A 23,206-nucleotide genomic window follows, 5' to 3' on the forward strand; every position below is an offset into this window, starting at 1 on the left:
TGCCATGTACACCGCCAAAGGCCAACTCGACCGCGATGCACTGATCCGTCGGCACGTACCCCTGGTACGCCGGATCGCGCTGCACATGATCGCCAAGCTGCCTCCCAATGTGGAGCTTGATGATCTGATACAGGTCGGAATGATCGGCCTGGCCGAAGCCCTGTCCCGCTTCGAGAGCGAGCAGGGCGTGCAATTCGAGACCTTCGCCAGCCAGCGCATCCGCGGCGCCATGCTCGATGAACTGCGCGAGGGCGACTGGATGAGCCGCAGCTCGCGCAAGAGCCAGAAGGACATAGAGCACGCGCTGCACCGCCTGGAGCAGCGCCTGGGACGCACCCCGCTGGAGTCCGAGATCGCCGACGAGCTGGGCATGGACCTGGACGACTACCAGTCGCTGCTGGGCAAGGTGCGCGGCACGCAACTGGTCTACCTGGAAGACATGTCAGGCGGCGACGAGGGCGAGGACTTCCTCGAACGCCACGTGGCCGACAGCGGCGCCGACCCCTTTGCGCTGCTGCGCGACCACCGCCTGCGCGTGGCCCTGGTCGAAGCCATCAAGGCCCTGCCCGAGCGCGAGCAGTACATCATGGGCATGTACTACGAGCACGACATGAACCTCAAGGAAATCGCCGCCGTGCTGGGCGTGACCGAATCGCGTGTGTGCCAGCTGCACAGCCAGGCGATTGCGCGCCTGCGTACGAAGATGCGGGCGCATTGACTGGGGGCACCCCCTGAGGCGCTGACGCGCCTTCCCCCTCTCTACCCGCTTCGCGGGGGAGGGGGACGACACCCTCGCGGCGGGGCGGCCCTTGCTCGGTGTCCCTCGCTTTGGGCCTCGTCGGTTTTTTGCGCTGCTGGTCTGATCTATGTTTGCGGGTCGATACAGTCTTCCCCGCCTTCCGCCCCCTCCCCCTCTCCTCTCTCCCATTCCCTTTTCTATGCGCTGCCGCGCATGGCCTGGACTTCGCGTTCGAAGATGCGCCAGAAGGCGGGTTCCTGCGTGGTGGCGAAGTTGATGCGCATGCAGGTGCTGGGCTGGCGGCCTGCGTGGAACATGGAGCCGGGGGCGATGAAGTAGCCGGCGTCCAGCAGGCGCTGGGCCAGGGTTTCGGTGTCCACGCCGGTGTCCACCCAGCCGAACATGCCGGCCGGCTCGGCCGCGAAGCGGGCTCCGGCCTGCTGGGCCAGTGCCACGCTGCGCATGCGGGCCTGGGCCAGGTGCTGGCGCAGGCGCTCGGCATGGCGGCGCAGCTGGCCCTGGTCCATGCAGTGGGCCAGGGCGCGTTCCGTCAATGCGGGGGTGGTCAGCGTGGACAGCAGCTTGGTGTCCACCAGGCGCTCCACCAGCGCAGGCGGCGGCGCCAGATAGCCCACGCGCCAGTTGGGCGCCAGCAGCTTGGCGAAGCCGCTCACGTAGATGCTGTGGCCCAGGCGGTCCAGCACCGTCATGCGTGCGGCGTGGTCGGGCGCGATCTCGCCATAGGTATCGTCCTCCACCACGTAGAAGCCGAATCGCCGCGCCAGCTGCAGCACCTCATGGGCGCTGGCCGGCGACAGGCTGTAGCCGGTGGGGTTGTGCAGCACGCTCACGCTGACGTAGAGCTTGGGCGCGCAGCTTTCGCAGTAGCGCTGCATCACGGCCAGGTCCGGCCCGTCGGGGCCGCGCGGCACGGGCAGCACGCGCATGCCCAGCGATGCCAGGCGCGCGAACTCCACGGCCCAGCCGGGCTCCTCCACCATCACCGGATCGCCCGGCTGCAGCAGGGCCCGGCTGACCACGTCCAGCCCATGCGTTGCGCCCATGGTGGTGATGATGTGCTGCGGCGCCGCCGCAATGCCCAGGCGCGCCAGGCGCCGCGACAGCGCCTCGCGCAGGCTGATGTCGCCCAGCGGGTCGCCATAGCCCACGCAGGAGTCGTGCAGGGATTTTCCCGAGCAGGCCTTGCGCATGGCAGCGGCCAGAAAGCCTGCCTCCAGCCATTGGGCCGGCAGCACGCCCGCGCCGGGCTGGGGCCTGCCGCCCACGCTCTGGTGGAACATGCCGCGCACCAGCATGGAGGCATTGATGCGCGTTCCCTTGGGCGCGCCGGTGGCCTCGTCCGCAGGCGCGGCGCGGGCCTGTTCGGACTGCAGCAGCGGTGCGTCCTGCACGAAATCGCGCACGAAAAAGCCGCTTTGCGGCCGCGCCTCGACCAGGCCCTGGGCCTGCAGCAGGTCATAGGCGGCCACCACCGTGTGCGTGCTCACGCCCTGCTGGCGCGCGCATTCGCGCACCGAGGGCAGGCGTGCGCCCGCCGGCAGCAGGCGCATGCGGATGCGCTCTCCCAGGCGTTCGGCCAGCTGGGTACTCAGGGTCTGCGGCGCCAGCCGCGAAAGGGGAACGGGCATGAGGGAGTCACCAAAACTTCACTGTATCGGGATGGGCGCCGATACAGAACATGCAATTGAGGGTTCAACTGTATTGGTACTGTACAGGTCTTGCACCTATATTGCAGGCATTCGTGCTGCGGAGCAGGCCTGCCGTGCCCTCCTCCCCAACAGCCCCTTGCCGCCTGTATGGAGACCTCCGGGGCCACCGCCTCATGCCACCGTCCGAACTCACCGCCTTGCTGCTGCTCGCCGCTTCCATGAGCTTCAGCCCCGGCCCCAACACCACGCTGTCCACGGCCCTGGCCGCCAACCACGGCCTGCGCCCGGCGCTGCGCTTCGTCCTGGCCGTGCCCGTGGGCTGGTGCTTGCTGCTGGTGCTGAGCACGGCCGGCGTGGGCGCGGCGATCGTGGCGGCACCGCTGCTGCTGTGGCTGGTCAAGGCCGCCGGCATCGGCTACCTGCTGTGGATGGCCTGGCGCCTGAGCCGCAGCGCACAGATGGCGTCACTGCAATCTCAGCAGCAGCTGCAGGTGGGTTTCTGGCAGGGCGTGGGATTGCAATTCGTGAACATCAAGGCCTGGCTGCTGGCCCTGGCCATCGTGGCCGGCTGGCTGGCGGGGCACGACGACCTGAGCGAGCGCCTGTCCGTGGTGCTGCCCGTCATGGCCGCCTATGCCTTCTCCAGCAATCTGCTGTATGCCTGCGTGGGCGCACTGCTGCGCCACTGGCTGGCCCAGGGACGCAGGCTGCTGTGGTTCAACCGTGCCATGGCGGCCATGCTGGCGCTGACGGCGATGTGGATGGTGGCCGCATGAGGGTCTGCCATCCACACCCAGGCAAAGGCCGTACTGGCCTGCCCAGCTATTGAAGGGAGGATGCGCAGACCCTTCACGGCCGCGACAAAATACCCTCATTGCCGGCGCAAGAGCGAAAGCACCATCCGCACTGCGCTCTTCACATGCGGCCGGCCCGTGCCCCACGACGGCATGGCAACCCATACCAGCCCGCCCGCATGGCGGGCACCGCAAAGACCTGGAACTGCTTTTTTTATGACGACCTGGACGCTGGCAGACCGTGCTGCCAAGATGAACCCCTCCGCCATCCGCGAAATCCTCAAGCTCACCGACCGTCCCGGCATCATCAGCATGGCGGGCGGCCTGCCCTCGCCGCTGGCCTTCCCGCTGGACGCGTTCACCCAGGCCTGCCAGACCGTGATGCAGCGCGATGGCGCAGCGGCCCTGCAATACGCCACCAGCGAAGGCTTCGCGCCCCTGCGCCAGGCCGTGGCCGACTTCCTGCCCTGGGAAGTGGACCCCGACCAGGTGCTGATCACCACGGGCTCGCAGCAGGCGCTGGACCTGATCGGCAAGGTCTTCCTGGACCGCGGCAGCCGCATGCTGGTCGAAAAGCCCACCTACCTGGGCGCGCTGCAGGCCTTTGCGCCGCAGGAACCGATTCCCGTGGGCGTGGACAGCGATGACGACGGCATCCTCGTCGAGGACTTCGCCGCCAAGGCCGGCACCGGCGCCGACAAGGCCCGCTTGGCCTACGTGCTGCCCAACTTCCAGAACCCCACCGGCCGCACCATGGCCGAGGCACGCCGCCAGGCCCTGGTGGACAAGGCGCGTGAACTCGACATCCCGCTGATCGAGGACAACCCCTATGGCGACCTGTGGTTCGAGCAGCCCCCTGCCCTGCCGCTGGCCGCGCGCAACCCCGAAGGCGTGATCTACCTGGGCTCGTTTTCCAAGGTGCTGGCCCCTGGCCTGCGCATCGGCTTCCTGGTGGCGCCCAAGTCCGTCTACAACAAGCTGCTGCAGGCCAAGCAGGCGGCCGACCTGCACACGCCCGGCTTCAACCAGCGCGTGGTCTCCGAGGTCATCAAGGACGGATTCCTGGACCGCCACGTGCCCACCATCCGCGCCATGTACAAGCGCCAGCGCGACGCCATGCTGGCCGCGCTGGAACGCGAAATGGCCGGCCTGGACGTGCAGTGGACCCGTCCCGTGGGCGGCATGTTCCTGTGGGTTCGCCTGCCCAAGGGCATGGATGCGCAAAAGCTGCTGTCCGCCGCCGTGGAACGCGGCACGGCCTTCGTGCCCGGCGCGCCGTTCTATGCGGACGAGCCCCAGGCCAACACGCTGCGCCTGTCGTACGTGACCGTGTCGGCCGAGCAGATCGACAAGGGCATCGCGGCCCTGGCCGACGCCATCCGCTCGCAGCTGTCGGCCTGATACGCACAGCCCCGGCTGTTCCCTGAAAGCCGGCTTTGCGCCGGCTTTCTTCATCCTGCATTGCCCATCGCAACCCTGCCCCTTGCCATGACCTCCACCGCCGCTCCCCGCCAGCGCCCCTTCATGACCGTGGACGTGTTCACGGCACGGCCCTACCTGGGCAATCCGCTGGCCGTCGTGCTCGACGCCACCGGGTTGACCGATACGCAGATGCAATCCTTCGCGGCCTGGACCAATCTGTCGGAGACCACCTTCGTGCTGCCGCCCACCGAGGCCGGCCGCGCCGCAGGCGCCGACTACCGCGTGCGCATCTTCACGCCGGGCGGCGAGCTGCCCTTTGCCGGCCATCCCACGCTGGGCAGCTGCCACGCCTGGCTGGCGCAGGGCGGCGTGCCGCAGCAGGCGCAGCGCATCGTGCAGGAATGCGCCAAGGGGCTGATCGGCATCGAGCGCCAGGACGGGCGCCTGGCCTTTCAGGCACCGTCCACCGACATCAGCGACGTGGAGCCCGGCCTGCTGGATGACGTGGCGGCCGCGCTGGGCGCAGAACGCGGCCAGATCCTGCGTGCGGCCTGGCTGGACAACGGCCCGCGCTGGATGGGCGTGCTCTTCGAACACCCCGACCAGGTGCTGTCGCTGGAGCCCGACCATGCAAGGCTCAAGGCGCTGAACACCAAGGTGGGCGCCTGCGCGTTGTACGAAAGCGCGCAAGATGCACCGACACTGATCGGCCGCAGCAGCCGCGAGGCACGCGCCTTTGCCACGGGCCAGCGCCCGGCCGGGGCCGATGCGGATGCCGCCCCCAGCCTGGAAGTGCGAGGCTTCGCCAGCCCCGTCGGCGTCACCGAAGACCCCGTCACCGGCAGCCTCAACGCCAGCCTGGCCCTGTGGCTGCGCGGCGAAGGCCTGCTGCGCGCGCCCTACATCGCCAGCCAGGGCTGCTGCGTGGGCCGCGACGGCCGCGTGCATGTCAGCGAGGACGCCCAGGGCGCGCTGTGGATAGGCGGCCATGTGGTGGAGTGCGTGAGCGGCCAGGTGCTGTTGTAAGGGCTGCCGGGGTGCTGGAATCTGTCGCCAAGGCGGCAGCCAGTCGCCCGCAGGACAAACGCCGGCGCCAGCGCTGGCCACAATCCGCGCCATGGGAACCCTCTATCTTGTGCGCCATGGCCAGGCCTCGTTTGGTGCCGAAGACTACGACCAGCTCAGCGAACGCGGCCTGGCGCAATCGCAAAGGCTGGGAGCCTACTGGCGAGAGCGCGGCCTGCGCTTCGACGCGGTCTACACGGGCACGCTGCGCCGCCATGCGCAGACGCTGGCCGGCATCGCCGAAGGCCTGGGCAGCCTGCCTGCCGAGCAGCATCGCACCCAGGCGCTTGCAGGCCTCGATGAATACGACAGCGGCGCGCTGCTGCAGGCCATCCACCCAGCGCCACTGCCCAAGCCCGACACGCCCGAGCTGTACCGCCACCACTTCCGCCTGCTGTGCGATGCCCTGGCCCAGTGGATGGCCGGCACCATCAGCCCCAAGGGCATGCCCAGCTGGGACGACTTCTCCGGCGGCGTGCGCCAGGTGCTGGAGCGCGTGCGGCATGAACATGCCGACGAAAACGTGCTGCTGGTCAGCAGCGGCGGCCCCATCTCCACCGCCGTGGGCCATGTGCTGGGCACCTCGCCGGAGGTCACCATTGCGCTGAACATGCGCATCCGCAACAGCGCCGTGACCGAGTTCACCACCAGCCCCAAGCGCCTGATGCTGCAGACCTTCAACACGCTCAACCACCTGGACACGGACGAGCACCGCAGCTGGATCACGCACGCCTGATCCAGCCCCCGGCCAGGCTGCCACACGGCTATTGCGCCAGGGCATAGCAGCCAGAACACGGGCGATCTGGGCCGGCCTGCGCTTTTGCGCCACACTGGCCGGCCAGGAGACAAAAGACCCATGAACAAACGCCGCTTCACGCGCAGCGCCCTGGCCTGCGCGGCCCTGCTGCTGGCCGCCATCACCAGCCAGGCACAGCCCCTGTCGAACAAGCCCATCCGCATCGTCGTGCCCTTTGGCGCAGGCGGCGTGGCCGACGTCACCTCGCGCGTCGTTGCGCAAAAGCTGGCCTCGCAGCTGGGCCAGCCCGTCATCATCGACAACAAGCCCAGCGCGGGCGGCATCGTCGCAGCCGACACCGTGGCCAAATCCGCGCCTGATGGACACACGCTGTTCCTCATGTCCAACGGCAGCGCCGTCACCGTGGGGCTGTTCAACCAACTGCCCTTCGACATGGTCAAGGACTTCACGCCGATTTCCACCCTAGGCTACTTCGACATCGGCGTGCTCACCGCCAGCGACTCGCGCTTCAGGAACCTGGGCGAGCTGGTGGCCTGGGCCAAGGCCCACCCCGGCAAGCTCAACATCGGCAGCATCGCCATCGGCAGCACCCAGCACCTGGCGGCCGAACTGTTCAAGACCACGGCCGGCATCGACGCCCAGATCGTGCCCTTCAACGGCACTCCCGCCGTGGTCACGGCCCTGCGGGGCAGGCAGATCGACGCGGCCGTGGAAATCCTCACGCCCATCATGGGCCAGATCAACTCCAAGGCCGTCAACCTGCTGGCCATCACCGGCGACAAGCGCTCGGCCCTGCTGCCCGGCGTGCCCACGGCCCAGGAGTCAGGCGTCAAGGGGTTCGTCGCCTCCTCCTGGAACGCCCTGGCCGCCCCCGCCAAGACCCCTCCGGAAATCATCGCCCGCCTGAACAAGGAAATCGCCGCCGCCGTGAACTCCCCCGAAGTCACGCAGAAGCTGCGCGAAATGAACGTCCAGGCCCAATCCAGTACGCCCGAGCAGACCGCGCAATTGCTGCAATCGGAAATCAAACGCTGGGGCGACGTGATCGTCCAGGCCAAGATCCCGAAACAGTAAAAAGGGCCGAGCGCAGCGAAGGCCCGCAACAACTCCCCGTATGTCAGCGCAGGTGGCCCCGCAGCGCAGCGAAGGGGTCGCGGACAGTCGGCCGCCGGGCCGAGACCCGGCCTCGAAAAACCACCACCCGGCAGGGTCCAAAAAAGGCCCAAAACTAAAGAGGCTCCGGCGCCCTTCCCACAGTATCCGCAGGCAGCGCAACCATCTCGGACAACAACCGCACCAGCCCCCGAGCCGAAGCCTCCACCATCAAGGCCCCCCGCTCGGCCGTGCCCCCCGCAGCATTCCCCACTGCCCCGCAAACGTTGTAATCCTCGATGGCCCAGCCCATCTTGGCGCTTCGCCCATTGCCCAGCAAGGCATGCCGCTGCGCCCTATCCTGCGAAGTGGAATGAAAGTCCCGCGCATGCTCCATGCGCACGGTCTCCGGCGCCAGGTGCAGCATCATCGACGTCTCCACCTCCCCGCCATGGATGCCGAAGCGGTGCTCATGCGCGCTGAACTGCGCATTGGCCGCATCGTCCACCAGGCCGAACCAGCTGCTGCTGTAGACCAGCAGGCCGTGGCGCATGCGCAGCTCGCGCGCCACGATGTCCATCACGCTGACCTGTCCGCCATGGCCGTTGAGCAGCAGCAGCCGGCGCACGCCGGCGCGTGCCACGCAGGCGCCCAGCTCGGTCCACAGCGCGATCACCGTGGCGGGCGACAGCGTCAGCGTGCCGGCAAAGGATTGGTGCTCCACGCTGAAGCCGATGTTCTGCGGGGGAAGGAACAGCGCGGGCAGCTCGGGCGGCAGCAGCGGCAGGGCCGCATCGATCACGCCCTGCAGCAGGCGGGCGTCGACGGACATCGGCAGGTGCGGACCGTGCTGCTCCACGGCGGCCACGGGCAGCACCGCCACGGTTTCCGCGGCAAGCCCCGCCTGGGCCAGCGCGAAATCGCGCGCCGATACTTCGGCCCACCAGCGCGATGGCCAGGTACCGAGGGACGTGTGTGGAGGCGGGGAGCTTGGCATGGCCATGATCTTAGCCCCCGCCCCGCGTCTCATTCGACCTTGAAGTTGGATTCCCTGACGATGCGCTTCCAGCGCTCGTTGTCGGATTCGATCAGCCGCGCGAACTCCTCGGGCGTGCCCCGGCGCGGCACATAGCTGTAGCTGCGCAGCTTGGCCAGCACGTCGGGCATCTGCATGACCTTGTCCATCTGCTGCGCGAGCTGGGCCACGATGTCGCGGGGCGTGCCCTTTGGCGCCAGCAGGCCCGACCAGGAGCTGAAGCCCATGCCGTCCACGCCGGCCTCCTTGATGGTGGGCACCTGGGGAAAGACTTCGGCGCGCTGGGGCAGCAGCACGGCCAGGGCCTTGACCTTGCCCGTGCGGATCATCTCCACCGAGGTGAAGGAGTCGAACGAGAAATCCACCTCGCCCGCCACCACGGCCTGCATCTGCGGCGCCGTGCCCTTGTACTGGGCGTTGACGATGCCCGGCGCGCCAATCACCTTCTTGAACTGCTCGGTGATCAGCGAAATCATGCTGCTGCCCGAGGACACGCTCAGCGGCTTGCCCTGTTTGGCCATGTCAACCAGCTCCTGCAGGCTGTTCACGGGCAGGTCCTTGCGCGCAATGAGGACGAAGCCCACGTCGCACAGATGGCTGATGGGCTCGAAGCTGGCCAGCGCCTCGTAGCTGGTCTTGTAGAGCACCGGGCTCAGGGTCTGCGCGCCCGCCGTGTTCATCAGCAGGGTGTAGCCGTCGGGCGTGGCGCGCGCGGCCAGTTCCGTGCCGATGACGCCGTTGGCACCGCCCTTGTTGTCCACCACGAAGGACTGGCCGGTCAGCTCCCCGAGCTTTTGCATGGCCAGCCGCGCCACCACGTCGGTGGTGCCACCGGCGGGAAAGGGCACGATCACGCGCACGGACTTGTCGGGATAGGCAGCGGCCGCGCGCGCGTGCTGCGGCAGCCCCCAGGCGGCGGCCGCTGCCGCGCCGGCGGCCAGGAATTGGCGGCGAGATGTCTCCTGCATGGCTTGTCTCCTTGTGTTGCTCTATCCCGGATGGGTGGCCGGCCCATGATGGGCAACGGACCTATCGCCTGTCCAATACCAAGCGCCTATGCAACGATATCTTTTGCCAATCGTCCTGCAGCAGGCCACAGGCGATCTCTCTGGACGGCCCGCTACCATCGCAGCCTGCAGCCGGGGGAACCAAAGACCATGCCCCTGGCTCCCACAGTCCGCCATGCCGCACCAACCACCTCTTCGCCACACTGCCCCCCAGCACCTCGCCTTCTGGCTCCTCGCCTTTTTCCTTGCCGCCGCCAGCCTGCTTGCCACCCCTGCCGGCGCGCAGCTGCGCCTGAAGACCGGCAGCGGGGCGGCCGCGGCCGTGGACACGCCACGCGTGCGGGCCGAGCTCGTGGCCCAGGCACCCGAAGGCGTTCAGCCCGGCCAGACGCTGTGGCTGGGCCTGCTGATCACCCACCAGCCCGAATGGCATACCTATTGGAAGAACGCCGGTGACTCCGGCCTGGCCACCGAGCTGAACTGGCAGCTGCCTGCAGGCCTGACGGCTGGCGAGATCCAGTGGCCCGTGCCCGAGGCGCTGCGCGTGGGCCCGCTGCTCAACTACGGCTATGAAGGCCAGGTGCTGCTGCCCGTGCCCGTGCAGGTGGCCGCCGACTTCAAGCCGCCCGCGTCCGGCATGCTGGACCTGCGCCTGCATGCGAACTGGCTGGTCTGCCGCGTGGAGTGCATTCCCGAGGAAGGCGATTTCCAGCTGCAGCTGCCCGTGCAGGGCAGCACGGCAGGCCAGGGTCAGGCCTTCACCCAGGCCTGGGCGCTCAAGCCCCAGGCACTGTCTGCGCCAGCCCAGGCCAAGGTGGTGCCGGCCAGCCAGCCTGCCGCACAAGGCAGGACGCCCGACGAGCGCGTGCAGCTGCGCATCGAGGGCCTGCCGGAATCCCTGCAGGGCCGCACGCTGGACTTCTATCCCGAATCTTCCGACACCTTCCACCACGCGGCAGAACTGGGCAAGGACTGGCAGCAGCGCTGGGATGGTGCGGCCTGGGTGGCCGAGCTGCCCCTGTCCGACATGCGCGGCGACACTCCGGCCAAACTTCCCGTGGTTCTGGCCCTGCCACCCGCCGAGCGCGCCGCAGCGCTGGAGCAGGGCCAGCCCGTGGCCTGGCGCGCCGAGGCCCCGGTCGAGGGCCGCTGGACGGCCGCCGCCATGGCCAGCGTTTCCCCCGCACTGGCCGCCGCCCTGGCGGCCAACCAGGCCGCTGCGCCTGCTGCCAGCGCCACCAGCCTGTGGATGGCCCTGCTCGGTGGCCTGGTGGGTGGACTGATCCTGAACCTCATGCCCTGCGTCTTCCCGGTGCTGGCCATCAAGATCCTGGGCTTTGCACGCCATGGACAGGACCGCCGCGCCCAGCGCCTGGGCGGGCTGGCCTATACGGCCGGCGTGGTGCTGTCCTTCCTGGCCCTGGGCGGACTGCTGCTGGCCCTGCGCGCGGCGGGCGAGCAGCTGGGCTGGGGCTTTCAGCTGCAGTCGCCGGCCATCGTGGCCCTGCTGGCAGCCCTGTTCACGCTGCTGGGGCTGAACCTGGCAGGCCTGTTCGAGTTCGGCTCCATGCTGCCCGGCCGCTGGGCTGCGGCCCATGCGCGCCATCCGGTGGCCGATGCCTTTCTGTCCGGCGTGCTGGCCGTGGCCATTGCCTCGCCCTGCACGGCGCCGTTCATGGGCGCCTCGCTGGGCTTTGCCATCGACATGCCGGCCCTGCAGGCGCTGACGGTGTTCGCCGCCCTGGGCCTGGGCATGGCCCTGCCCTATCTGCTGGCCAGCTTCGTCCCCGCCGTGGTGCGCTGGCTGCCGCGCCCGGGTGCCTGGATGGATACCTTCCGCCGCGCCATGGCCTTCCCCATGTTCGCCACCGTGGTCTGGCTGGTCTGGGTGCTGGGGCACCAGAGCGGCATCGACGCCGCCACCGCGCTGCTGGCCCTGCTGCTGGCCTTCAGCGCCCTGGTCTGGACGCTGACGCTCAAGGGCCGCACGCGGGCCGTGCTGGCCACGCTGGCCGTGGTGCTGGGGGGCGCGCTGCTGGCCACCACCGCACCGCTGATCGCCACACCTGCCCAGGCGGAGGGCACGGGCATGGCGTCCGCTGCAGGCCAGCGCTGGCAGCCCTGGTCGGCCGCCCGCGTGGCCGAGCTGCAGGCGGCGGGCAAGCCCGTGTTCGTGGACTACACGGCCGCCTGGTGCGTGACCTGCCAGGTCAACAAGCGCACCACGCTCAACCATGAGGAGGTGCTGGCCGCCTTCGACAGGCACGGCGTGACCCTGCTGCGCGCCGACTGGACGCGGCGCGACCCGGCCATCACCGCCGCGCTGCAGCAGCTGGGCCGCAGCGGCGTGCCCGTCTATGTGCTGCATGCGCCGGGCAAGCCGCCGGTGGTGCTCAGCGAACTGCTGTCCAAGGGCGAGGTGCTGGGGGCGCTGGCCGCGCTTTGACGGCACCCCCTCCTGGGACAAACCCCGATTTTGGGTAGGTGCAAGACCTACATCTGTTGCAGTGCACGCCGTCCTAGACTGGATCCATCCGGGGAATACCGCAATCCGAACGCTAGGCGCCGCGGCTGCCGCCCGACTCCGGACCCGCCCGCGCGGCAACTGCCCGCCCTGCACGACACAGGAGGTGGGCCATGCATGCACTGATCACCCATTCGCACCCTTCGGGGGTGCACCATCGTTCACGCGGCAAGGGATTGCTGCTGGCGCTGGGACTGGCCAGCCTGGCTGTGGCGGGGATCGTCCTGCCCTTTGTGTGGGATCTGCTGGGCTTCGTCAACGGATTGCCCAAGATGGAGTGGCTGCAGTCCATCCTGGCGGTCTCGCCGGTGTTCAGCTGGCTGATGATGTTCGCCTGGGGCCTGGCCGTTCCCGTGGCGCTGATCTATGCGCTCTACCACCCGCAGACCCATCCCTGGGCCAACGCCGCCATGGTGGCGGGCGCCATGTTCATCGCCGTCACCTGGTACGTGCACATGCCGGCCGCATCGCAATGCACGGCCATGTATCCGCAGACCGGCATGGCCTGCTCGGTGCTGCAATGGGGCTTCAGCATGAGCCTGGGCGTGGCTACGGCGGCCTATGTGTTCCTGGTCTTCATGATTGCGCTGTCCTCGCTGGGGCTGCTGGCCGAATGCGTCTCGCGCAATGAGCCGCCCAGGCCCTGAATCCGCAGGGTCTTGCGCAAGAGTCCCGGCCGCCGATTTTTTGCCGCCGGGCCGCCCCAAGGCAAAAAGCGGCCCCCTCGGGGGGCAGCGGACCTTGCGCAGCAAAGGGGGCGTGGGGGCTTCTTTTATAATGGCGGCTGGGTGTCCAGACCGCATGGGGCGGCAGGACAGGTGTTGATAGCGCAGGTCGGGCCGCCTGCGCACCGGGGCCGCAAGGCCCCTTTGCTGCTTTGCACATGAACACCTACACGACCCCGCGGCCGTCCGGCCCGCGCACGCCCCTTTTCCTGTCTTTCGCCGATCGCGTCGGCGCCTTCCTGTCCCGCTGGTCCCATGCCGAGGCTGCGGGCGGCATCGTGCTGCTGCTGGCAGCGGCCGCCGCCCTGCTCTGGGCGAACTCCGGCTGGGCCGGCTCCTATGAGGCGCTGTGGCACACGCCGCTGAGCCTGGGCCTGGGCCCGTGGCAGCTGTCGCAATCCCTGCATTTCTGGGTCAATGATGCGCTGATGAGCGTGTTCTTTCTCGTGGTCGGCATGGAGATACGCCGCGAGATGCATTCCGGCGCACTGGCCCGGCCGCGCCAGGCGCTGCTGCCCGTGATGGCCGCGCTGGGCGGCGTGGTGGCGCCGGCGCTGATCTTCCTGGCCTTCAATGCCGCGCCGCCGCTGCGCAATGGCTGGGCCGTGCCCACGGCCACCGACATCGCCTTTGCCATGGGCGTGCTGGCCCTGCTGGGCAGGGGGCTGCCGCCCGCGCTGCGCGTGTTCCTGCTGGCGCTGGCCATCATCGACGACCTGGTGGCCGTGCTCATCATTGCGCTGTTCTATTCGGGCGGGCTGCAATGGAGCCAGCTGCTGGTGGCCGCCGCCGGCCTGGCCGGCGTGTTCCTGCTGCAGTCGCTGGGCGTGCGCCGCGCCTGGGCCTATGTGCTGCCGGGAGCCGTGCTCTGGTGGGGCATCTGGCAGACCGGCGCCCATCCGACGCTGGCCGGCGTGGTGCTGGGCCTGGTGACGCCCGTGCATGCGCTGGCCGGCCGCGAAAGCGCCGCGCCCGTGGAGCGCGTGCAGGCGGACCTGCATCCCTGGGTAGCCTTTGGCGTGATGCCGCTGTTTGCGCTGGCCAATGCCGGCGTGCCGCTGCAGGGGGCGGGCACCGCTGGCATCGATGCGGCGGGCACCTCGGCCGTGATGTGGGGCGTGGCCCTGGCCCTGGTGCTGGGCAAGCCGCTGGGCGTGCTGATCAGCTGCTGGCTGGCCGTGCGCCTGCGGCTGTGCGCGCTGCCGCCAGGCATGGGCTGGGGCGACACGCTGCTGGCAGGCCTGCTGGCAGGCATTGGCTTCACCATGGCCATCTTCATCGCCACGCTGGCCTTTGACAGCGAGGCCCTGCTCAATGCCGCCAAGCTGGGCGTGCTGTTGGCCTCGGCCACGGCCGCCGTGCTGGGGCTGGGCTGGGGGATGGTGCTGCGCCGGCGCCATGCTGCGGACGCGACAGCCCTGCCCGCCTGAGCAGCAGGCGCTGCGTACACTGCGGCGCATGAGCGATACAGCAACAGACTCCCGCCTGCGTGACATCCTCGTGCAGTGCCGCACCCTGGCCGTGGTCGGCCTGTCGCCGCAGCCCGACCGGCCCAGCCACCAGGCCTCGCAGTACATGCAGCGCCACGGCTACCGCATCGTTCCCGTCAACCCCGTGGTGGCACGCGAAGGCGGACGCATCCTGGGCGAGCCCGTCCATGCCAGTCTGGCCGACGCTGCGGCCGCGCTGGCCGCACAGGGCCTGCGCATCGACATGGTCGATTGCTTCCGAAAGAGCGAGGACATCCCGCCGCTGGCCGCCGAGGCCGTTGCCGTCGGCGCGCGCTGCCTGTGGCTGCAATTGGGCGTGGTCAACGACAAGGCCCTGGAACTGGCCCGCGCCGCGGGCCTGTGGACCGTGCAGGACCGCTGCGTGAAGATCGAGCACCAGCGCCTTCTGGCCGATGCCCCGCCCACTGCCCGGTAACTCAGGAATTGCCCATGAAAAAGGCCGCAGCCCCGAAGAGGCTGCGGCCTGCAATTGGCGTGGACCAAGGCCCGGTCAGTCCGGTGCAGGTTACCTGCCTCCGTCCGGGTGTCTGCTTCAGCCCACATCCAGCATCATGCACGGTCTTTGTGACAGCCCTGTGATGCACATCACGGTCCGGCCCATTGCACAAGAAGCCGGCTCCGCCCTCTCTTTCCGAAAATTCCCAATTTCCCCAAAACGCTGCGACGGCCTCAGCCGCGCCGCGTGAACAGGCGCAGGTAGCGCGAAGGCAGGTCCTGCATGCGCATCATGATGGGCAGGTCGGCCGTGTTGAAGTCGCTGTCCCAGGCCGGCGCGCCCAGCACCTTGGCCCCCGTGCGCAGGTAGCCCTGGATCAGCGCAGGCGGCTCCACGCTCATGCCGCTGGTGCTGATGGATGCCAGCTCCTCGGGCAGGGCCACGCGGGGACGCACCTGCAGCTCGGGCTCGGCCAGATGGGTCTGGCGCAGTTGCTGCCAGACGCGCGCCGGGCCCTCGCCATGGGCCAGCCCCGGGTACTGCATGGGGATGCTGGCGCAGCCGACCATGGCGTCGAGCCGGTTGCGCTGCATGAATTCGGCCAGCGCGCCCCACAGCGCCAGGATCACGCCGCCCTGGCGGTGCGATGCGTGCACGCAGCTGCGGCCCAGCTCCACCATGCGCGGGCGCCAGGCGGCGAGCGGGCCCAAGTCGAATTCCTGGTCGGAGTACAGGCCCCCGGCGCGCAGCGCCTGGGTGGGAGTGAGCAGGCGGTAGGTGCCGATGACCACGCCCTTGTCGGCATCGCAGACCATGAGGTGCTCGCAGAAGTCGTCGAAGGCATCAATGTCGTGCCCGGCCAGCGGCGTCTGCAGCACGGCGCCCATCTCGGCGGCGAACACCGCGTGGCGCAGGCGCTGCACCTGGCGCACCTCGTCGAGATGGCGGGCCCAGCGCACATCCAGCCGCAGCGGTTTGTCCGCGGCCTGGGGTGGCTGGAGAAGCGCGGAAAGCGGGGGCTTGGCGATCTCGATCGCCGCGTTGCGAAGGGTGTCCAGAACGTCCATATGCCCGCCTTCCTCGTCATGTTGGACGCAGTCGGTGACCTGCCTGTGCCACTCGGTTTGCCTGCGTGCCGCCATTGTGGAAAGCGGCCATGAAAGTCCCGCGACGGTTGCGTTACAGCAACATGTCACACCGCACTGCAATGGTGCACTGCAGCAAATGCCTCTATGACAGGTGCTGCGCGCAAGTTGGTGCACGCCACCACAGGGTTGGCATGTCGTCAAAAATGAAACAAATTGTGCGTTAATGACAGGGCCGCATGCCCGGCCATTGCGGCTTGCGGAGTCCTCAGTCTTCCCTTGCCGCGCCATGCTCCAGACCCTTCGCTCCAAGATCCTTGCCATCAGCACAGCCACCGTGGTCGGCGCCCTTGCCATCACGGGGGCTGCCACGTACCACATCGTTCGCGGCAGCACTTTCCAGACCATTGAACAGGACCTGGACGCCATCACCGCCGGCAACACCATGGCCATCGACCAGTGGGTGGCCTCCAAGGCACGCGCCGTCAGCGCCGCCGCCGCCGTGATCGAGCACGGCGACCCGCAGGGCTTTGCCGCCCACATGGGCCAGGCCAGCGGCTTTCCCATCACCACGGTGGGCTGGGAAGACAAGACCTACAAGTCCACCACCAGCACTCCGCCCGACTACGACCCCACGGCCCGCCCCTGGTACAAGAGCGCCGTGCAGGCCGGCAAGCTGGCCCTGACCAAGCCCTATGGCGACTCCACCACGGGCGTGCCCTATGTGGCCTTCGTGGCGCCCATGCTGCGCGGCGGCGCGCTGCAGGGCGTGATCAGCGGCGCCGTGCCGCTGGAGGGCGTGCGCGAGGTGGTCTCCGCCATCCGCCCCACGCCCGGCAGCCTGGGCTTCGTGGTCAGCCGTGACGGCCAGGTGCTGGCGCATGCCGATGCCAAGCTGCTGCTCAAGCCCACCTCCGACATCTCCGAGCTGCTGACGCCGGCCGCGCTGACTGCGCTTGCCAGCGCCACGGCACCGCTGGAAGTGAACCTGGGCGGCAGCGCCAAGCTGCTCAAGGCCCGCCCGGTGCAGGGCACGGACTGGCTGCTGGTGGTCGCGCTGGACAAGGCCGAGGCCACGACCGGCCTGCAAAGCGTGCTCAAGACGCTGGCCATCGCCATCGTGCTGCTGGCCTGCCTGGCCACGGCCGTGGCGGCGGCGCTGACGGCCCAGTCCTTCCGACGCCTGTCCCAGGTGCGCGACGCCATGGACAAGATCGGCTCGGGCGGCGGCGACCTGACGCAGCGCCTGCCGGTGTCGGGCAATGACGAAGTGGCGCAGATCGCCTCGTCCTTCAACGGCTTCGTCGAGCAGATCGGCACCGTGCTCAAGGATGTGCGCAACGGCGTGGAGTCCATGAAGACCGCCACCGACGAGATCAAGCTGGGCAACCTGGACCTGTCCAACCGCACCGAATCCTCGGCCAGCAGCCTGCAGGAGACCTCGGCCTCGCTGTCGCAGCTGACGGCCAATGTGCGCCAGTCGGCCGAGGCGGCCGCCATGGCCACGCGCCTGGCGCAGTCGGCCAGCAGCTCGGCCACCAAGGGTGGCGACGTGGTGGGCAGCGCCGTGAGCACCATGGACGACATCTCCCGGGCCTCGTCCAAGATCGGCGAGATCATCGGCGTCATCGACGCCATCGCCTTCCAGACCAACATCCTGGCGCTCAATGCCGCCGTCGAGGCCGCCCGCGCCGGTGAGCAGGGCCGGGGCTTTGCCGTGGTGGCCTCGGAGGTGCGCAGCCTGGCCCACCGCAGCGCGGCGGCCGCCAAGGAGATCAAGACCCTGATCGACGCCTCCGGCGCCAGCGTGGCCATGGGCACGGAGCGCGTGCGCGCGGCCGGCCAGACCATGGGCGAGATCGTGGACGGCATCCAGCGCGTCTCCCAGATCATTGTCGAGATCAACGGCGCCATGACCGAGCAGAGCGTGGGCATCGGCCAGATCAACCAGGCCGTGGCCGACATGGACCGTGCCACGCAGCAGAACGCCGCGCTGGTGGAGGAGTCCACCGCCGCATCGTCCGTGCTCAACGAGCAAGCCCACCACCTGTCGCGCACGGTGGCCGGCTTCACGCTGGAAGGGCGTGCACCTGCCCGGGACCAGTTGCTGCTCACGCACTGAGCCTTGACCAAGCGCCACTGAACCCCACCGGGGGCTGCGCGCTCAGGCCTGGGCCGGCGCTCCCAGGCGCTGGGACAGGCTGCGCGCCTGGGCCTGCAGCAGCCGGGCCGGCCGGCCCTGGGGGTCCAGATCCAGCGTGGCCGAGGGGCCGATGGCGGCAATGGCCAGCACCAGCTGGCCAAAGCCGTCGAACACCGGCACGGCCAGCGCGCTCACGCCTGACAGCAGCTGGTTCTCGACCCGGCTCAGGCGGCTGGCGCGGATGGCGGCCAACTCCTTTGCAAAGGCGGGCTCCTCCAGGCTGTGGCCTTCCGCGTCCAGCAGGGGCGCAATGCGCCCGGGCTCGCCAAAGGCCGCAAAGATCTTGCCCGTGGCCGTGTGGCGCAGCGATGCGGGCGTGCCGTGGCGCATGGCCACATAGACATGGGTGGGCCCCTCTTCCACGCGGATGATGGTCGGCCCCTGGCCGCTCCACATGGCAATCGACACCGTGCTGCCCACCTCCTGCGCCAGCGCGGGCAGCTCGGCAATCGCCAGGCGCACGGGATCGGCCTGCTGCAGGCTGATCAGCCCCATCTGTATGGCCAGCGGCCCCAGGCCGTAGTGGCCGCTGGCACGGTCCTGCTCCATCAGGCCCAGTTTGCAAAAGCTCACCAGGTAGGGGTGGGCCTTGGCCGCCGTCATCTCGGCCTCGCGCGCCAGATCCTTGAGCGCCATGCGCCGGCCCGTGCGTGCCAGTGCCTTGAGCAACTGGCCGCCGACTTCCACGCTCTGGATGCCGCGCGGGCCGCGCGCGGGCTCGTCATCGCTGCTGTCAGGAAGGAAGACGGGGCTGTTCGGGGAAGAGGCGGCATCGGACATGGCAGGCATTGTGAAGGCTGGAACCCGGAGTTTGCGGCTCCGAGGGTTTTTCACTATGCCAAACGAATTGTTCAATGTTGAATTTTTCCCTAGCATTCAGGCATTCGATAAAAACAAATGCGTTTGTCCATTTCAAAAGCAGGATGCCCATGACCACCAAGACCTTTGCCTCCGCCGCCGACCTCGAAATCAAGCAGGTCAGCTTCGACAAGCTCTCCGAGCACGCCTACGCCTACACGGCCGAGGGCGACCCCAACACCGGCATCATCATTGGCGACGACGCCGTGATGGTGATCGACACCCAGGCCACGCCCGTCATGGCGCAGGACGTGATCCGCCGCATCCGCGAGATCACCGACAAGCCCATCAAGTACGTCACGCTGTCGCACTACCACGCGGTGCGCGTGCTGGGCGCCTCGGCCTTCTTCGCGGAAGGCGCCGAGCACATCATTGCCAGCCAGGACACCTATGACCTGATCGTGGAGCGCGGCGAGCAGGACAAGGCCAGCGAGATCGGCCGCTTTCCCCGCCTGTTCCAGAACGTGGAAAGCGTGCCCGACGGCATGACCTGGCCCACCCTCACCTTCACCGGCAAGATGACGCTGTGGCTGGGCAAGCTGGAAGTGCAGATCCTGCAGCTGGGCCGCGGCCACACCAAGGGCGACACCGTGGTCTGGCTGCCCCAGGACAAGGTGCTGTTCAGCGGCGACCTGGTGGAGTTCGGCGCCACGCCCTATGCGGGCGATGCCTACTTCCAGGACTGGCCGCACACGCTGGACGCCATCGCCGCCCTGCAGCCCGAAAAGCTGGTGCCCGGCCGGGGCGCCGCGCTGCAGACGCCGGCCGAGGTGCAGGCCGGCCTGGCCGGCACGCGCGACTTCATCAGCGACCTGTGGACCGAGGTCAAGGCCGGCGCCGACGCCCAGCAGGACCTGCGCAAGGTCTACGAGGCCGCCTTCGCCAAGCTGCAGCCCAAGTACGGCCAGTGGGTGATCTTCAACCACTGCATGCCCTTCGATGTGACCCGCGCCTACGACGAGGCCTCGGGCCATGCCGACCCGCGCATCTGGACCGCCGAGCGCGACCGCCAGATGTGGGAAGCGCTCGAAGGCTGAACCAAGGCGGCGTGCCGGTCCTGAGCACCGGCACACCTGCCCATCGCACCCGCCCGCGCACCGGCATTCCCTGATGCCGGCGGGGATGGCTGCGCCTTTTCTCTCTCATACGCCCACGACAGAGGACGAACCCCATGTCCCACCCCGCCATCTCCCTGCAAGCGCTGCGCGGCAGCGGCGCAGACATACAGGCCATCCACATCCCCTACGAGCGCCATGCCGACCAGGACGCCGGTGCGGACACGCCCGCCCGGCATCCCGTGGTCATCGTCGGCGCCGGCCCCGTAGGCCTGTCGCTGGCCATCGACCTGGCCCAGCGCGGCCAGCGCGTGGTGCTGCTGGACAACGACTGCCGGCTGTCCACGGGCTCGCGCGCCATCTGCTTTTCCAAGCGCACGCTGGAGATCTGGGACCGCCTGGGCGTGGGCCAGGCGATGGTGGACAAGGGCGTGTCCTGGAACCTGGGCAAGGTCTTCTTCAAGGACCAGCCGCTGTACCGCTTCGACCTGCTGCCCGAGGACGGCCACGAGCGCCCGGCCTTCATCAACCTGCAGCAGTACTACGCCGAGGCCTATCTGGTCGAGCGCGCACTGCAGCTGCCGCTGATCGACCTGCGCTGGCACAGCAAGGTCACGGCGCTCGAGCCGCGGGCCGAGGGCGCGCTGCTGACCGTGGAGACGCCCGACGGCAGCTACCGCATCGATGCGCAATGGGTCCTGGCCTGCGACGGCTCGCGCTCGCCGCTGCGCGGCCTGCTGGGCCAGGAAAGCCATGGCCGCATCTTCCGCGACCGCTTCCTGATCGCCGACGTGAAGATGCACGCCGAATTCCCCACCGAGCGCTGGTTCTGGTTCGACCCGCCCTTCCACCCGGGCCAGAGCGTGCTGCTGCACCGCCAGCCCGACGATGTCTGGCGCATCGACTTCCAGCTGGGCTGGGACGCCGATCCCGAGGAAGAGAAAAAGCCCGAGAACATCATTCCCCGCATCCGCGCCCTGCTGGGCAAGGACGCGCCCTTCGAGCTGGAATGGGCCAGCGTCTACACCTTCGCCTGCCTGCGCATGGACCGATTCGTCCATGGCCGCGTGGTCTTCGCGGGCGACAGCGCCCACGGCGTCTCGCCGTTTGGCGCACGCGGCGCCAACAGCGGCGTGCAGGATGCCGAGAACCTGGCCTGGAAGCTGGACCGCGTGCTGCGCGGCCAGGCCGATGCCTCGCTGATCGCCACCTATGGCGCCGAGCGCGAATACGCGGCCGACGAGAACATCCGCAACTCCACGCGCGCCACCGACTTCATCACGCCCAAGAGCGAGATCAGCCGCCTGTTCCGCGACGCCGTGCTCGACCTGGCACGCGACCATGAATTCGCGCGCCGCATCGTCAACAGCGGGCGGCTGTCCGTGCCGGCCACGCTGCATGGCTCGGCGCTCAACACGCCCGACACCGACACCTTCGACGGCACCCAATTGCCCGGCGCCGTGCTGGCCGATGCGCCCATGCGCCGGCCCGGCGTGGACGGCACGGCCTGGCTGCTGCGCGCCCTGGGCCCGGACTTCACGCTGCTGCACTTCGGCCCCACGCCGGCCTGGGCGCAGGCGCTGCCCGGCGTGCTCAACCTGTCCGTCGCGACAGAGGGCGAGGCCCATGCACCAGACGCCGACCTCATCGATGCGCGCGGCCTGGCGGCCAGACGCCTGGATGCGCGCCCCGGCACCAGCTACCTGCTGCGGCCCGACCAGCATGTCTGCGCGCGCTGGCGCCGCCCCGACGAGGCCGGCGTGCGCGCCGCTCTCCAAAGAGCCTGCGGCGCCGCCGCCACGGCCTGAACCTCTTACGCCCCATCCACAGGAGACCGCCATGCTGCTGTCCACCCACCCCAACCTGCAGGCCTGCGACGATTTCTACGAAGCCCTGATCGCCACCCACCAGGGGCTCGACACCGCGCAAAGCCATGCCCTCAATGCCCGCCTCGTGCTGCTGCTGGCCAACCACATCGGCCACCAGGGCACCTTGCTGCATGCGCTCGAACTGGCCCGCGCCAGCGCAGGACTTGCCCCTGCCGGCGCGGACCCCGCCGAGCGCGGCGCCGTGACACCGGTCGCCCCGGTGCACGCGGCCGCCTGAAGCCGCGCGCCGCCGCCCGCGCGGCGGCCTGCCATCCCCACAAAGGCGCCCGCCTCACACCTTGGACATCTCACAAGGGCGCCGCATACAACATGGAGACAAGGATGCAACGCAAGCAGTTTCTGGCCGCACTGGCCTGCTCGGGCCTGGCCCTGGCCGCAGGGCCTGCCGCCCTGGCACAGGACAAGCCCCTGGAATGGGTCGTGGGCTATGCGGCCGGCGGCGGCTCGGACGTGGTCGCCCGCGTCATCGCCGAGGCCATGGGCCGCAACCTGGAGCGGGTCATCGTCATCAACAACAAGCCCGGCGCAGGCACCAACATCGCGGCCGAGTACAGCGCCCGCTCGCGCGACCACGGCAACCTCATGTTCACGGCCGACTTCGCCACGCTGGCGGCCAACCCCTTCCTGTTCAGCAAGCTCAACTACAACGCCGAGCGCGACTTCAAGCCCGTGGGCATGCTGGTGCGCTTTCCCATGCTGCTGGTGGTCAACAACGAGGTGCCCGCCACCAACCTCGCCGAATTCCTGGCCTGGGCCAAACAGCAAAAGACCGGCGTGAGCTGGGGCTCGGCCGGCCTGGGCAGCCCCCACCACCTGGTGGGCGAGCTGTTCCGGGAGCAGGCGGGCCTCACCAACATGACCCATGTGCCCTACCGCGGAGCGGCCCCTGCCGTGCAGGACGTGGTCGGCGGCCAGATTCCCGCCATGTGGGCCGACAGCGCCACCATCATTCCCTTCCTGAGCGAGAAAAAGCTCAAGGCCATCGGCGTGGCCAGCCCTGCGCGCGTGGACGTGCTGCCCCAGGTCGCCACGCTGCAGGAGCAGGGTCTGAAAGGTTTCGAGGGCTATGCCTGGCAGGGCATCGTCGTGCCCACGGGCAGCTCGGCCGAGGTGGTCAAGAAGTTCAGCCAGTCGCTGCAGCAGGCCCTGGCCGACACCCGCACCAAGGCACGCCTGGCCGCCATGGGCGTGGAGCCCATGCCCGGCAGCGCCGAGCAGATGGGCCAGTTCGTGCGCGCCGAGCGCGGCAAGTGGGGTCGGGTGATCGCGGCCAACAACATCAAGCTGGATTGAGCGCCACGCTGCAGACGCAAAAAGGCTGCCGGTCCGGCAGCCTTT

20 protein-coding genes are annotated in these 23,206 nt (G+C 69.0%); 15 read left to right on the forward strand and 5 right to left on the reverse strand.

The features are described from left to right. Positions 1-4: 4 nt before the first annotated feature. Positions 5-718, forward strand: a complete 714-nt coding sequence (locus ACF8ML_RS10975) for an RNA polymerase sigma factor FliA (RefSeq protein ID WP_012202528.1) — start codon at positions 5-7, stop codon at positions 716-718. Positions 719-936: 218 nt separating this feature from the next. Here ACF8ML_RS10975 and ACF8ML_RS10980 read toward each other — a convergent pair whose 3' ends face one another. Then, positions 937-2,388, reverse strand: a complete 1,452-nt coding sequence (locus tag ACF8ML_RS10980) for a PLP-dependent aminotransferase family protein (protein WP_016449285.1) — start codon at positions 2,386-2,388, stop codon at positions 937-939. Between the two features lie 194 nt (positions 2,389-2,582). On the opposite strand from ACF8ML_RS10980, the gene ACF8ML_RS10985 reads away from it, so the two are divergent. The 5 genes from ACF8ML_RS10985 to ACF8ML_RS11005 all read left to right on the forward strand — a co-directional run bounded on the left by ACF8ML_RS10985 (position 2,583) and on the right by ACF8ML_RS11005 (position 7,521). After that, positions 2,583-3,185 (forward strand): LysE family translocator, encoded by a 603-nt coding sequence (locus ACF8ML_RS10985; protein WP_016449284.1) that lies wholly within the window; start codon positions 2,583-2,585, stop codon positions 3,183-3,185. 234 nt (positions 3,186-3,419) lie between these two features. Further along, positions 3,420-4,604 carry a PLP-dependent aminotransferase family protein gene (locus ACF8ML_RS10990; RefSeq protein ID WP_392407127.1) on the forward strand — a complete coding sequence of 395 codons (1,185 nt, stop codon included), beginning with the start codon at positions 3,420-3,422 and terminating at the stop codon, positions 4,602-4,604. A gap of 87 nt (positions 4,605-4,691) precedes the next feature. After that, positions 4,692-5,651: a PhzF family phenazine biosynthesis protein gene (locus ACF8ML_RS10995; RefSeq protein ID WP_392407128.1), complete on the forward strand. Its 960-nt coding sequence runs from the start codon at positions 4,692-4,694 to the stop codon at positions 5,649-5,651. 91 nt (positions 5,652-5,742) lie between these two features. Then, on the forward strand, positions 5,743-6,426 hold the full coding sequence (locus ACF8ML_RS11000; RefSeq protein ID WP_043790856.1) for a histidine phosphatase family protein: 684 nt from the start codon (positions 5,743-5,745) through the stop codon (positions 6,424-6,426). A 120-nt stretch (positions 6,427-6,546) separates the two neighbouring features. Next, positions 6,547-7,521, forward strand: a complete 975-nt coding sequence (locus ACF8ML_RS11005) for a tripartite tricarboxylate transporter substrate binding protein (RefSeq protein ID WP_133073055.1) — start codon at positions 6,547-6,549, stop codon at positions 7,519-7,521. A gap of 154 nt (positions 7,522-7,675) precedes the next feature. Here the strand turns inward: ACF8ML_RS11005 and ACF8ML_RS11010 are convergent, their stop codons facing one another. Then, positions 7,676-8,536 carry a creatininase family protein gene (locus tag ACF8ML_RS11010; RefSeq protein ID WP_392407129.1) on the reverse strand — a complete coding sequence of 287 codons (861 nt, stop codon included), beginning with the start codon at positions 8,534-8,536 and terminating at the stop codon, positions 7,676-7,678. 29 nt (positions 8,537-8,565) lie between these two features. Beyond that, positions 8,566-9,543, reverse strand: coding sequence for a tripartite tricarboxylate transporter substrate binding protein (locus ACF8ML_RS11015; protein ID WP_016449278.1), 978 nt, complete (start codon positions 9,541-9,543; stop codon positions 8,566-8,568). A gap of 214 nt (positions 9,544-9,757) precedes the next feature. Here ACF8ML_RS11015 and ACF8ML_RS11020 point away from each other — a divergent pair, with 214 nt between their 5' ends. From ACF8ML_RS11020 to ACF8ML_RS11035, 4 genes are all read left to right on the forward strand, one after another. Next, complete coding sequence (locus ACF8ML_RS11020) at positions 9,758-12,028, forward strand: protein-disulfide reductase DsbD family protein (protein ID WP_392407130.1); 2,271 nt, start codon at positions 9,758-9,760, stop codon at positions 12,026-12,028. A gap of 191 nt (positions 12,029-12,219) precedes the next feature. Further along, the gene (locus ACF8ML_RS11025; RefSeq protein ID WP_047327021.1) at positions 12,220-12,753 is read left to right on the forward strand and encodes a hypothetical protein; all 534 of its coding nucleotides are present in this window, start codon (positions 12,220-12,222) and stop codon (positions 12,751-12,753) included. 236 nt (positions 12,754-12,989) lie between these two features. Then, entirely contained in the window at positions 12,990-14,261 is a 1,272-nt protein-coding gene (gene nhaA, locus ACF8ML_RS11030) for a Na+/H+ antiporter NhaA (protein ID WP_047327020.1), read from the forward strand. Positions 14,262-14,289: 28 nt separating this feature from the next. Continuing rightward, positions 14,290-14,757 carry a CoA-binding protein gene (locus ACF8ML_RS11035; RefSeq protein WP_047327019.1) on the forward strand — a complete coding sequence of 156 codons (468 nt, stop codon included), beginning with the start codon at positions 14,290-14,292 and terminating at the stop codon, positions 14,755-14,757. Positions 14,758-15,011: 254 nt separating this feature from the next. Here ACF8ML_RS11035 and ACF8ML_RS11040 read toward each other — a convergent pair whose 3' ends face one another. Then, a complete protein-coding gene (locus ACF8ML_RS11040; RefSeq protein WP_016449273.1) occupies positions 15,012-15,845 on the reverse strand; it encodes a GNAT family N-acetyltransferase in 834 nt (277 codons plus the stop codon). Between the two features lie 307 nt (positions 15,846-16,152). Between ACF8ML_RS11040 and ACF8ML_RS11045 the strand changes: the two genes are divergently transcribed. Continuing rightward, positions 16,153-17,985 (forward strand): methyl-accepting chemotaxis protein, encoded by a 1,833-nt coding sequence (locus ACF8ML_RS11045; protein WP_017406066.1) that lies wholly within the window; start codon positions 16,153-16,155, stop codon positions 17,983-17,985. 42 nt (positions 17,986-18,027) lie between these two features. On the opposite strand, the gene ACF8ML_RS11050 is transcribed toward ACF8ML_RS11045, so the two are convergent. Continuing rightward, entirely contained in the window at positions 18,028-18,846 is an 819-nt protein-coding gene (locus ACF8ML_RS11050) for an IclR family transcriptional regulator (protein ID WP_016449271.1), read from the reverse strand. A 149-nt stretch (positions 18,847-18,995) separates the two neighbouring features. Here ACF8ML_RS11050 and ACF8ML_RS11055 point away from each other — a divergent pair, with 149 nt between their 5' ends. From ACF8ML_RS11055 to ACF8ML_RS11070, 4 genes are all read left to right on the forward strand, one after another. Beyond that, complete coding sequence (locus ACF8ML_RS11055) at positions 18,996-19,961, forward strand: MBL fold metallo-hydrolase (protein ID WP_043790848.1); 966 nt, start codon at positions 18,996-18,998, stop codon at positions 19,959-19,961. 134 nt (positions 19,962-20,095) lie between these two features. Next, positions 20,096-21,787, forward strand: a complete 1,692-nt coding sequence (locus tag ACF8ML_RS11060) for an FAD-dependent oxidoreductase (protein ID WP_392407131.1) — start codon at positions 20,096-20,098, stop codon at positions 21,785-21,787. Positions 21,788-21,818: 31 nt separating this feature from the next. Further along, positions 21,819-22,085: a DUF2783 domain-containing protein gene (locus ACF8ML_RS11065; protein WP_013800326.1), complete on the forward strand. Its 267-nt coding sequence runs from the start codon at positions 21,819-21,821 to the stop codon at positions 22,083-22,085. Between the two features lie 104 nt (positions 22,086-22,189). After that, on the forward strand, positions 22,190-23,161 hold the full coding sequence (locus ACF8ML_RS11070) for a tripartite tricarboxylate transporter substrate binding protein (RefSeq protein ID WP_017406071.1): 972 nt from the start codon (positions 22,190-22,192) through the stop codon (positions 23,159-23,161). Positions 23,162-23,206: the final 45 nt, after the last annotated feature.

This window comes from Delftia sp. WSY_10 (assembly GCF_043104705.1).
Taxonomy (GTDB): Bacteria; Pseudomonadota; Gammaproteobacteria; order Burkholderiales; family Burkholderiaceae_C; genus Comamonas; species Comamonas tsuruhatensis.

Bases quoted from the DNA above. Each gene is read 5' to 3' on its own strand.
- ACF8ML_RS11000 (WP_043790856.1), top strand. From the start codon at position 5,743: ATGGGAACCCTCTATCTTGTGCGCCATGGCCAGGCCTCGTTTGGTGCC.
- ACF8ML_RS10990 (WP_392407127.1), top strand. From the start codon at position 3,420: ATGACGACCTGGACGCTGGCAGACCGTGCTGCCAAGATGAACCCCTCC.
- ACF8ML_RS11045 (WP_017406066.1), top strand. From the start codon at position 16,153: ATGCTCCAGACCCTTCGCTCCAAGATCCTTGCCATCAGCACAGCCACC.
- ACF8ML_RS11070 (WP_017406071.1), top strand. From the start codon at position 22,190: ATGCAACGCAAGCAGTTTCTGGCCGCACTGGCCTGCTCGGGCCTGGCC.
- ACF8ML_RS10995 (WP_392407128.1), top strand. From the start codon at position 4,692: ATGACCTCCACCGCCGCTCCCCGCCAGCGCCCCTTCATGACCGTGGAC.
- ACF8ML_RS11015 (WP_016449278.1), bottom strand. From the start codon at position 9,543: ATGCAGGAGACATCTCGCCGCCAATTCCTGGCCGCCGGCGCGGCAGCG.
- ACF8ML_RS11040 (WP_016449273.1), bottom strand. From the start codon at position 15,845: ATGGACGTTCTGGACACCCTTCGCAACGCGGCGATCGAGATCGCCAAG.
- ACF8ML_RS11025 (WP_047327021.1), top strand. From the start codon at position 12,220: ATGCATGCACTGATCACCCATTCGCACCCTTCGGGGGTGCACCATCGT.
- ACF8ML_RS11050 (WP_016449271.1), bottom strand. From the start codon at position 18,846: ATGTCCGATGCCGCCTCTTCCCCGAACAGCCCCGTCTTCCTTCCTGAC.
- nhaA (WP_047327020.1), top strand. From the start codon at position 12,990: ATGAACACCTACACGACCCCGCGGCCGTCCGGCCCGCGCACGCCCCTT.
- ACF8ML_RS11060 (WP_392407131.1), top strand. From the start codon at position 20,096: ATGTCCCACCCCGCCATCTCCCTGCAAGCGCTGCGCGGCAGCGGCGCA.
- ACF8ML_RS10975 (WP_012202528.1), top strand. From the start codon at position 5: ATGTACACCGCCAAAGGCCAACTCGACCGCGATGCACTGATCCGTCGG.
- ACF8ML_RS11035 (WP_047327019.1), top strand. From the start codon at position 14,290: ATGAGCGATACAGCAACAGACTCCCGCCTGCGTGACATCCTCGTGCAG.
- ACF8ML_RS11065 (WP_013800326.1), top strand. From the start codon at position 21,819: ATGCTGCTGTCCACCCACCCCAACCTGCAGGCCTGCGACGATTTCTAC.
- ACF8ML_RS10985 (WP_016449284.1), top strand. From the start codon at position 2,583: ATGCCACCGTCCGAACTCACCGCCTTGCTGCTGCTCGCCGCTTCCATG.
- ACF8ML_RS10980 (WP_016449285.1), bottom strand. From the start codon at position 2,388: ATGCCCGTTCCCCTTTCGCGGCTGGCGCCGCAGACCCTGAGTACCCAG.
- ACF8ML_RS11005 (WP_133073055.1), top strand. From the start codon at position 6,547: ATGAACAAACGCCGCTTCACGCGCAGCGCCCTGGCCTGCGCGGCCCTG.
- ACF8ML_RS11020 (WP_392407130.1), top strand. From the start codon at position 9,758: ATGCCGCACCAACCACCTCTTCGCCACACTGCCCCCCAGCACCTCGCC.
- ACF8ML_RS11055 (WP_043790848.1), top strand. From the start codon at position 18,996: ATGACCACCAAGACCTTTGCCTCCGCCGCCGACCTCGAAATCAAGCAG.
- ACF8ML_RS11010 (WP_392407129.1), bottom strand. From the start codon at position 8,536: ATGCCAAGCTCCCCGCCTCCACACACGTCCCTCGGTACCTGGCCATCG.